The sequence below is a fragment of the bacterium genome, assembly GCA_036504735.1.
In the GTDB taxonomy this organism is placed as follows: domain Bacteria; phylum Electryoneota; class RPQS01; order RPQS01; family RPQS01; genus DASXUQ01.
The window spans coordinates 1-10,827 of the sequence record DASXUQ010000006.1 but is presented as its reverse complement, the minus strand read 5'-3'; the positions used below and the strand labels follow the sequence as shown (position 1 = coordinate 10,827).

5 protein-coding genes are annotated in these 10,827 nt (G+C 59.3%); 3 read left to right on the top strand and 2 right to left on the bottom strand.

Going from position 1 to position 10,827, the window contains the following annotated elements; translation table 11 throughout:
• Nucleotides 1-586: 586 nt before the first annotated feature.
• Nucleotides 587-1,339 carry an acyl-CoA dehydratase activase gene (locus VGL38_06085; GenBank protein HEY3294985.1) on the bottom strand — a complete coding sequence of 251 codons (753 nt, stop codon included), beginning with the start codon at nt 1,337-1,339 and terminating at the stop codon, nt 587-589.
• The gene (locus VGL38_06080; GenBank protein HEY3294984.1) at nt 1,336-2,613 is read right to left on the bottom strand and encodes a double-cubane-cluster-containing anaerobic reductase; all 1,278 of its coding nucleotides are present in this window, start codon (nt 2,611-2,613) and stop codon (nt 1,336-1,338) included. The genes VGL38_06085 and VGL38_06080 overlap by 4 nt, the downstream gene beginning before the upstream one ends.
• Nucleotides 2,614-3,473: 860 nt before the next feature.
• Between VGL38_06080 and VGL38_06075 the strand changes: the two genes are divergently transcribed.
• The 3 genes from VGL38_06075 to VGL38_06065 form a co-directional block, all read left to right on the top strand.
• Nucleotides 3,474-4,787: a T9SS type A sorting domain-containing protein gene (locus VGL38_06075; protein ID HEY3294983.1), complete on the top strand. Its 1,314-nt coding sequence runs from the start codon at nt 3,474-3,476 to the stop codon at nt 4,785-4,787.
• Nucleotides 4,788-5,713: 926 nt separating this feature from the next.
• The gene (locus VGL38_06070) at nt 5,714-8,149 is read left to right on the top strand and encodes a T9SS type A sorting domain-containing protein (protein HEY3294982.1); all 2,436 of its coding nucleotides are present in this window, start codon (nt 5,714-5,716) and stop codon (nt 8,147-8,149) included.
• Nucleotides 8,150-8,736: 587 nt separating this feature from the next.
• Nucleotides 8,737-10,827, top strand: a 2,091-nt coding sequence (locus VGL38_06065; protein ID HEY3294981.1) for an IPT/TIG domain-containing protein, incomplete at its 3' end; no start/stop codon positions are given.

Below are 10,827 nucleotides of genomic sequence, written 5' to 3'. Positions count from 1 at the left end.
CCGCCTGAACGTGAACGGCTTTGTGGCCGAGAAGAAGATGCTGCTGATGAAGTAAACGCCCCGGGCGATTGTCGGAGGGGCGGATCTTAGATCCGCCCGCTGACCAAGAACCGAAGCACAAGAAAGGGCGACCCGCGCGGGTCGCCCTTTTTCTGTGTCTGCGGGATGGCGGACGGGCACGACATGGCCCTTCGGCCACCCCCCTGAATCCCCCACTGAAGTGGGGGGAACACAGAACCCCTATCCCCTACGGCGGATGCCATACCCTTGATGTGATCGGTGTAGGGGAGGGTTAAGGTCTGCCGCAACCCTCCCGTCTTAGCGATTGCAGGATGTGGCACGGGCGGGTTGCGCGTGGTGCATTCTCTAACATGTAGCATCTGTCTGCTTAACCCGCCCCTACACGGGGTGTACACGCCGAGATCACAGCGGGCGGAACCCTATCCCCCGGCCCCAATGGAGAAAGGGGAGAAAGAGGGATTGTACAGTCTCCACGGAGAACCCCTTCGACGCCAGCAGGCGATACAGGTGCAGGGGTTACCCCTGCCCGAGCAGGCGACCCGTGATCCAACGCACAGCGTCGGGGTCAAGGGCTTAGTCTTGCAGCACCCAGTGCGCCGAGCATCTGCGGCGCTTCCGGCACATGAATTTCCATACCCAGCGCCTCGGCCAGCAGGCGGCGCGTGCAGGGATTCAAGGCCCCGCCGCCCGCGAACAGCAGCGGTTCCGTGACGGCGACGCGGTTCACCATGCCGACGGCCCGCTTGACAATCGAGCGGTGCACCGCGAGCGCAATGTCTGCTCGCGATGCACCCTTATGCAGCAGCGACGTCACTTCCGATTCCGCGAACACCGTGCACATGCTGTTGATGGACACGTCGTGTTGCGCGGTGAGCGCGGCGGGGCCGAACTCCTCGAGCGTGTACCCCAGCGTGTGGGCCATGATCTCCAGAAACTTGCCGCTGCCCGCGGCGCAGCGGTCGTTCATTTCGAATTTCACCACCCGGCCGTTGTCGCCGATGGAAATCGCCTTCACATCCTGCCCGCCGATATCCAGCACCGTGCGGCAGCCGGGGAGCGCATGACCCGCGCCGCGCGCGTAGGCCTTGATCTCCGTCACCGTCTCCACGTCCTGTGCAAGCTCCAGCAGATGCCGGCCATAGCCCGTGGCAATCAGCCGGTCATAGTGAGTTTCCGCCAGCAGCGCATTCGCGGACGCCAGCGGATCAAACCCCGATGGAGCGATCCGCGAATGCACGACGGTTTCGCCTTCCATGACCACCAGCTCCACCGAGCGCGACCCGATGTCGATTCCCGCGCAGCGCAGCAGGCCGCTCATTTCAGCAGTTCCACAAAGGCTTCCACGCGCGTCTTAAGCTGGCCCGCGTCTTCGCTGCTGTAATCCGTTTCCAGCCGCATCACCGGGATACCGTTGGCCGTGAGTTTTTTCTCGATGGGAATCGCCTCCATCTGATAGGGCTGGCAAAACGGCAGACCGTAGTGAATCACACCGTCCGCCTTGCAGGCGCTTTTCATCTCGTGAATATGTTCCGTGCGGGATGGATTGGGTGTGAAAATCGCGCAGTCAATTGTAAAATAGCGGTCGGTAATGGCGTCCATCAGGCCGTAAAGATCGGGGGCCGAGTCCTTCACCAGAGTGCGCGTGCCGCGCTCTCCGATGCAGGATTCTTCTCCCACAATTACCGCGCCCGAGCCTTCCACAATGGCCGGAACTTTCCAGTTCGGCACGGCCATCGGACAGCCCGCCATCAAAATTCGCGGCGTTCCCGCGGCAAATACGCCCTCGTTCTTCGTGATTCGCTGCTCCAGTTCATCGCACAGCGCGTTCACCGACGCCGTGAACCGCACCGGATCGTCATAGAAGAAAATCTGATTGACCAGCAAGGCGTCCAGGCCGGAAATCGGAGCCGGATCCGCCGCGCGCAGTTTGGCCAGCCGCTGCACCGCCTTGCGCTTGTTATTGACAACGGCAATTCCCTTTTTCAGCCGCGCCGCGTCAATCGTCACTCCCGTGAGTTCCTCGACCGCTTTCAGAAAACGGTAATATTCCGACTTCAACAGGTCGCGCCCCTGGGGGCTCTTCATCTGCGGCATGTCCATCACATACAGGTTGTCCACCAGCGCGCCGAAAGATTCATACGCCTTCTTCTTGCCGTCGCACGTGTTCTCGCCCACAATCATGTCGCAGCTTTCCATATACGGGCAAACGCGCCCCAGCTTGAAGCCGAACATGGACTTGATCAGGGCGCAGGTGTTGCGCGGCAGCAGCTCTTCCGCTTTTTCCGTGGCGAAATCCGCGCCCGTACACAATCCCACCATCACCCCGTCTGCCGCCAGCACGATTTCCTCGGGCACAAACAGGCAGAAGGCGCCGATCACCTTGCGTCCCGCCGCCTTGGCGTCAAGCAGTTCCTTCACCCGCAGGCCGTGAACTTCACTCATCACAAAATCAAAATAGCCCATGCCCGCCGGACGGTTCTTCTGCGACAGGAACAGTTGCTGATAGCCCTGGCCCAGCACGCTCAGCAATGCGTCGTGGGCGGCCAGGTCCAATCCCAGCCCTTCCCACATCTTTCGATAATCTTCGCTCATGACAACCTCTTTTTCTGGTGATGGATGCTTAAGATCGGAGATTTGCTCCGATGAAAAATCCGGAGAACAAGAGGCCGACCACACCGGCAGGACCGAATGGAGTGCGCCCGCAACGCACGGCAGGGCGCGAGCAAACCGCTCGTGTGCTGCCGCAAGGCATACAAGCTGAAAGCCGGAACCCGGAAGATGACGATGGGAGAGAGGGGGAAGAGAAAAGAGAGGGGGCTCAGCGCACCGTCACACGATAACGTGGGGTATCAAGCGACAAACTGCCGCTATCCGGCCGGGCACTCACACACGGTGCAACATGTGCCAGCTCCTCATGCTGAATACGGAGTTTGTGTCGGCCACGATCATTGTGACAAGGGTGATGAAGGTGAGACGGAAAAAGCCAAACTGCGAATGGGATAGGACATATCCGATTGAAAAAACCGCATCTGAAATGTACGAACTGCGCAACTTAGAGTCAAGCCCCCAAAACCCGCGCTTCCCGGCACAGTCATTCCTGATCACAGACGCCCGCCTCTCTGAAATGCGCTTCGTGCAAGACCGGATCGATCTATGGCGGCGGAGAGGCGGCACAGGAGTTTGCCGGGACAGAAATTCAGGCTCCGTGACAAAGATCGGCAAATACAGAAAACAGACATGTGTGAGTATGTTCCTGGTTTTGGGCCTTGGGAAAGTTTGCGAAAACAGCCATCGAGTAAGAGTTGTCCGCCCATAGATATGGGAGTATATTACTGTGGACAGAGTCTGCGCGCAGGTGGGCTCCGCCTGCCTTGGGACGGCATTTTCCGCCATAGAAATAGTTTGATTGCATTATGTCATGACGACGAAACAGGATTTGATGAGGAGATGTGATGATGAAAAAGGCAGCAATTTTGGCCGGTGTACTTGCTCTGCTCGCACTGGCATCCTACGCCCAACCGCCGTGGCCTTACACGGGGGTGGATATGGGCAATCTGATTCCGTGTTATCCGACCTTGACCAATAATCCCGGCCACGGCCTGTCCGGTATCGCCTGGCTCGGACCCTGCATCACCGCCGAAGATACACCCGCAGTCTGCACATCCTTGACCAGCGATTGCTTTGGCAATGCGGCATCGCAGCAGCAAGCCACGTCCCTGGATCCCTGCACCGACGGCGCGGCCTTCTTCGGCGTGCCCTGGGAACCGTGTGCCATGGTCACCGCGGCGGTGATGGTTACCGCAGGTTCCAACTATGCCGCTTATGCTCAGAGCGGCGGGCATTTGTATCTCAGCGCATGGCTGGATGGCGATCAGAGCGGCAACTTCGATCAGGAGGCCTGCGGCGGCTCCGCTTCAGAATGGATTATTCAGGATTCGGTCGTCACGCCGGGGATTCATCTCTATAGCTTCCTCAATCCCGGCGTCCGCACGCAGGGCTCGCACTATCCGGGCATCTTCCGGTTTCGGCTGGGCAGTCATCCCTTTGGCCGCTTTGGCTACGGCTATGGCGCCGTATTCGCCGATTCGACGTTCCACTGTCCGCTGGTGCAGGGAAATGATTCCACGGATCACCACCTGTATGGTCTGCCCTTTGGTTTCGACTATCTCGGCGAGGTGGAAGATTATCTGCTGTGCGATGTCATGTTGAATGTCTCCCTCGCGGACTTTGATGCGATTGGCGGTGACAATGCGGTCACGCTGAACTGGACCACCGCCTCCGAGGCGCTGAATGACCATTTCGAGATCATGCGCGACGGCGTGTCGATTTCCGAGGTGCCGACCAAAGGCAACGATGCCACGGGTCACACCTATGCTTTCATCGATGTCCATGCGGCTAACGGCACCGCTTACAGCTATGCTCTGATGGCGGTGGATGTCAACGGCGGACGGCAGGAACTGCATACTGCCGCCGCCACGCCGATTGCCGGCGCCGGTGCGGTCACCGATTACGCGTTGAACCAGAACTACCCCAATCCCTTCAACCCGTCAACCTCCATCAGTTTCGATCTGAAGGAAGAAGGGTTCACGACGCTGCGGGTGTACAACATGGTGGGGCAGGAGGTCGCCACGCTGGTCAACAGTTCGCTGCCGCAGGGCCGCCACACGGTGAACTTTGACGCGGCCAGTCTGCCCAGCGGATTGTACGTCTACCGTGTCGAAGCCAACGGTTATTCCGCCGTCAGAAAGATGCTCCTGCTCAAGTAGTCATCCTACAGACAACGTATTCAGCGGAGGACCGCCTCACATGAGGCGGTCCTCTTTTTATGCGGTTCGCTCCGCCGCCGGACGAAACCTGCGAGGCAAGGTAAACGCGGCGCGTAATTACCAACAGATATTCAAGTCTCAATTGCTGACTTTGCGGCTCACCGCACGGAGATGTTCCGCCACGGCAATTCCGGTTCACACCGCGCACCGTACGGGAAAAGGATCCTGGCCTTTCCCGTGCGGTAAATTCTCGATGGCGCGCGGGCGCTCCATGCAGCGTGCATCGCGCGCGCGCAAAAAGCGGACAGCGCTTTAAGTTTTCGTCGTGCATTTTGCACGACACGTCGCCCTGATCCAACGGGTCGGTAAAACAGGCTCGCGTCCATGCTCCTCCAGAGATCGAGAGGCAGCCTCTCATTTGGTGGCCACTTTTTTTGAGTGTGCCTCTTCGGGAGGGTCTGTAGAATCGGGAAGAGCGCGCCGGATGGGTGCGCAACGTGCGATCCGCCAGTTTCGGAAGCGTTTTTTGCGCGATATTCCGGGTCACTTTTGTGTGGATAACTTCGGTTGTGAGAGGGAAACAGATTCGAGACCCGCGGGTAGTTATTCATTATGGGTCAAAAGGGCTGTCTAACCCTTTGAAAACTGGCAGTGAGACTGTGCGAACGCCATTAAGTATACCAACTATGGTCACAGCTATTCAAAAACAGCTTGACATTATCCGCAGAAAATGCATCAATCACTTGATCGCGTAAGGCAAAGATGCTAAGTTTAGGACGTGCAAACTGACACGGTTTCGTGTGTGGATCTGCTCTTGCAATTTGCCTGTGGCGGTTTTCGCGATTGCCCTTCCGATGTTTGCGCACCTCCATCCGCAAGCGATTCGTTTGAGGAAATAATTCTAAGGGAAGAAAGAGGATGAAATCATGAAGAAGAGTCTTATCGTTTTACTTTTGCTGGCGGCGTTCTGTACGCTTTCGCTGGCGGGTACCGCGCTGGTTCTACCGTCCAACGCGACGCCATCCGAATACGCGGCATGGAAAGCCTCCCTGGCTCCCCGCCATTCGAACGGCGCTCTGGATTACGCAGACCGGTTGTGCAACTCGCTCGTGTGCGTTCAGATCAACGATGCAGGAGACTTCAACATCGGTACCGCCGATGGCCGAAGCCTGCTGTACTACTATCCGTCCGAACCGGGAACCAGCCACATTATCGTGGCGGTAGATGGTGCGCACTATCGTCTGGACGCTTTCCAGTGCGACGGATCGGCGACTTATAATGGTTTTACCGATGACGGCACGAGCATCACGACGAACTACACCCTGCTGAGTTATCTGAACGTGCAGGTCATTCATACGCCGGTGGCCTTTACCGCCACAACCGGCGCCATCCTCACCCGCACCATCGTCACGAATAACGACCCCACCGGCGCGACTCACACCATCGGCGTGATGTATGAGTATGACACCACGGTGGACGGCGACGACGCCGCGCAGCTTTACCTCGGCCCCACCTATGAGACCGTGGAAACCTGCCTCGATGCTCCCTATGCTTATCCCTACTGGGATGCCATTCCGGCTTCCGGCAGCCTTGTCGGTCGCGGCACGTTCGTTGGCGGCGCGGCCATCACCCCCGATCATATCGGTTTCGGCTCGTGGCCGCATTTCGTCGGCGTTTGCTGGAATGAAGCCTGCTCCGGCAGCCCCTATGGCGATTCCGCCGTCCGTTATCTGTGGGACGAGCAGCCGGTACCGGCCAATGGCACCCGCACCGTCGCCACCTATTACGGTGTTGGCGAACTCGTCGTTCAGCCCGGCCAGTTGGCCCTCGGCGTCGGCACCCCCGGCCTCGAGTGCACCAGCAACGGCGTTGAGCCCAATCCTTTCCAGGTCACAGTCAATGTCACCAACAACGGTGGCTCCTCCTGCGAGAACATTAATGTTACGCTGACGAACGGCTCGGGCCCCGGCGGTACGGCGGCCATCACGTCGACCAATCCGGTCGTCATCCCCGTGCTCACCCCCGGTGATCACCAGTCGGTTACCTTTACCCTGAACGGTTCGTTCGCGCCGGCCGGCGGCTGCATCAATGCCACCGCCAGTGTCACCTCTGCCAACTGCGATCCGAACGCTGCTGACTTCTGCATCACGGTTCCTCCGTGCCAGTCCACCTGCTTCATGCCTTACACGCAGGTCGATATGGGCAACCTTGGCGAATGCTACCCCACCAAGACCAACAACCCCGGCCACGGTTTGTCCGGCGTTGCCTGGTTGGGCCCGCAGGTGACCGGCGAAGCTCATCCGCCCGTCAGCTCCAGCCGCGACTGCTTCGGCAACACGCGTGACCTTCCGCCGCTCGATCCGGGCACGGACGGCGTCGCCTTCTTCGGTATTCCCTGGCAGCCGTGCACGCAGGTCACCGTGGCCGTCATGGTCACCGCTGGCCCCCACTACGGCGCTTACGCGGAATGCGGTGGCCACCTGTACCTGAACGGCTGGCAGGATGGTAACCTCAATGGCAACTTCGACGACAACAATTCTTGCGGCGACGGCACCACCAGCGAATGGGTGATCCAGGATGCCCCCGTGACCCCGGGCCTGCACCTCTACACCTTCAAGAACCCGTTTGATGCGAATCTGTCCCGCCCCGTGGTTGGCACGTTCCGCTTCCGCCTCAACAGCCACCCGGTTGGCCGTTCTGGCTACGGCATGAATGCTACCGATCCGCATTGCCCGCCGGTTGCCGGCAACTTCGATCTGGACTTCCTCGGCGAAGTGGAAGACTATATCCTCTGCGACTTCATGTTGGCCGTTGAACTCACGAGCTTTGACGCCCAGCCGAACGACGGCGCCATTGACCTGAGCTGGGTCAGCGCGTCGGAAATGCAGAACGACCATTACGAAATCGTACGTGACGGCGCCGCCATTGCCCAGATCGCCGGCAACAACGGCAACACGCAGCACACCTACAGCTACACGGACAACAGCGTGGTCAACGGCACGGTGTACAACTACACCCTCGTGGCCGTCGACGTCAACGGTGGACGCCGCGAGCTGCGCAGTGTCAGCACGACGCCGGCCGCCGGCGTGGGTGCGGTGACCGAGTTCGCTCTGAAGCAGAACTACCCGAACCCCTTCAACCCCACCACCTCCATTACGTTCGACCTGCCCGCGAGCAGCCACGTGATGCTGAAGGTTTACAACATGGTCGGCCAGGAAGTCGCCACGCTGGCGAACGGCGCCCTGTCTTCGGGTCGTCACAGTGTCAGCTTTGATGCCACCAACCTGCCTTCCGGTCTGTACATCTACCGTATGGAAGCCGGCAGCTTCTCCGCCACGAAGAAGATGCTGCTGATGAAGTAACCTTTCGAGCTATCCTGAAGCCCTTCACCGGGTGGAAGGATCTTTCGAAGTGCGAACCTTACCGCGCGGGGTGTTTCCACCCCGCGCGGTTCTTTTTATCCTGTCCGCTTGAGTACAAACTCCACAATGCCTCTCGTTGCTCTGCGTCACATTATCATGCTGACACGATGCTACCACCGCATCCTGATCAGACCTGCTCGCCGGATTGCAACTCGCTGGACCATGCGGCTTCCTGAGCGTAATGCTTTGCGGAATAATCTCCGCATAACGGAGACTGAGCCTTGCTAAACTCATAAAAGCGGCCCTGTCGAATCTGCATAACGGGGTTACTATAGCAACTATCCTTGTGGTTACTCGAAGACCACTGGACATTATCGCAAAAGCGCGGACGGCGGCTTGCTCACGCTGTGGAAAGGTGCTATGTTTATGCTGTGCAAACGGCCACAGCCGCGTTGGCGGTGGTGTGCGCGTCCCTGACCTGTCTCCGGGTCATCCCCGCGCCAGAATGCCGTTGCCTGTCAGGACCCGTGGCGGATACACGTCGAGATCGCATAGATTGACGGACCTTACCTTCTGGAGGAAAGAAAATGAAAAAGTTGTTCATGGTCTTATCGGTTGCCGGACTACTCTTGCTTTGCACCGCCCTTGCGACAGCCCGGATTCATACCGGAATCCGTCACCACATCGGTACCGAGCATGCCCGGCCCACTCCGCCGCGGGATGTGCCGCCGCCCGTGATGGGGCTGCGGGATGTCCACGACCGCGTCGCGCTTCCCTGGTCGGATGACCTTGAAAGCGGCGGTGGAGCCTGGACGACCACCGGCTTTTTCCATGTGCAGGCCGATCCGCAGAATCTGCTGATCATGAATCCGACCATTAACCCGCGTCTGGTTTCGCTGCCCGACAATGGCCAGCTTCCCGCTGCGCACAGTGGCAATCATGCCTTGTGGTACGGTGAGGAATGCACGGGGACCTTTATCGGCTGCGATTTCGATCAGAATCAGCCCGCCCTGTCCGGCGGCACCTCCGTCGTTGCCAATACGGGCTATGCGATCACGCCGCAGCTCGATCTGTCCGGTCTGGCCAATGCTCAGTTGTCCTTTTGGACCTGGTGGGAAATTGAAGGTGTGGACGCCGACCGCTTCGACATGATGTACATGGAAATTTCGACGGACGGCGGCGCGTCGTGGCTTCCCATCGGCGGCGGCAGCCTGAATCCGATTGTCAATCCGCATTCCGCTCCCAATGTGCCGTATACGGCAGGCGGTGTTGGCGCGCCCGGCATGTGGCAGCAGCAGCAGTTTGACCTGACCCCGTTCGTCGGCAATCAGGCTTGGATCCGTTTCCGCTTCGACACGCGGGATCAGCTTTACAATGGCTTCCGCGGCTGGTTCATCGACGATGTTCAGGTGACCGCGACCGCGGCCTCCGGTCCGGTCATTACACAGGTAACACCGGGCACCGGGCATCCCGGAGATCCCGTCGCCGTGATCGGTGACAACTTCCAGAACGGCGCCGCGATTACCGTCGGCGGTTTGACGGCTTCCTCGTCGGTCGTGTCCAGCACACTGGCCGAAATGGTCATTCCCGCGCTTGGACCCGGCCACTACGATGTGGTGCTGACCAATCCCGATAACCAGTTTGCCACCTGCGGGCAGTGCTTCGAAGTCACCACGGTGCCCGGACCGCAGATCCTCACCATCGATCCCGATCATCAGGTACAGGGACCCGGAATTTCCGTAACCATTCACGGCCACTATTTCGATCCCGCGGCGGCGGTGCTGATCGGCGGCCTGCCGGTCACCAATCTTGTGGTGGTCAGCGCCGACGAGATCACGTGCACCACTCCCGACAATCTCGGCCTGGGTTCGCACCCGGTGCGCGTGACCAATCCCGATGGACAATTCGATCTCTGCGTCGGCTGCTTTGAAGTGGACGACTCTCCCTGTCAGTTCCCCTATACCGAAGTGGATATGGGCGATCTGTCGGCGTGTGGTTATCCGACGCTTGTCAATAATCCCGGCCATGCCCTGACCGGCATTGCCTGGCTTGGCGCAGGTGTGGATGGAGAAGCTGTTCCGCACACCGTGCCCACCGGCACCGACCTGATTCACAACTCGTCGCTGCAGGCGCACATGGACAACTTCGAAGACGGCGTGGCCTTCTTCGGCGCTCCGTGGACACCCTGCACACCGGTGTCGATTATCGTTCAGGTCACCGCAGGGCCCAATTTCGCCGCGTATGAAGCGTGCGGCGGCCATCTGTATCTGAACGGCTGGAAGGACGGCAACGGCGATTACAGCTTTGACGACGTGCTGTGCGACGGCCAGGCTCCCGAGTGGATCGTGCAGGACGCGTTGGTCACGCCGGGATATCACACGTTTACTTTCATGGATCCGGGTGTGTCCAATCTCAGCCGCTACAATGGTATCTTCCGCTTCCGCCTGACGCATCAGCCGGTTGGCCAATACGGTTACGGCATGGCCACCACCGAATGCCCGGACATGCCGAACGGCACGTTTGGCTTCGACAATATTCTGGGCGAGGATGAAGACTATGTGATGTGCGATTTGCAGTTGTCGGTGGAGCTGACGAGCTTCGAGGCGCAGTCGGGCGACAACGCGGTGGCGCTGCGCTGGTCGACGGCTTCCGAAACCCAGAACGATCACTTCGAGCTG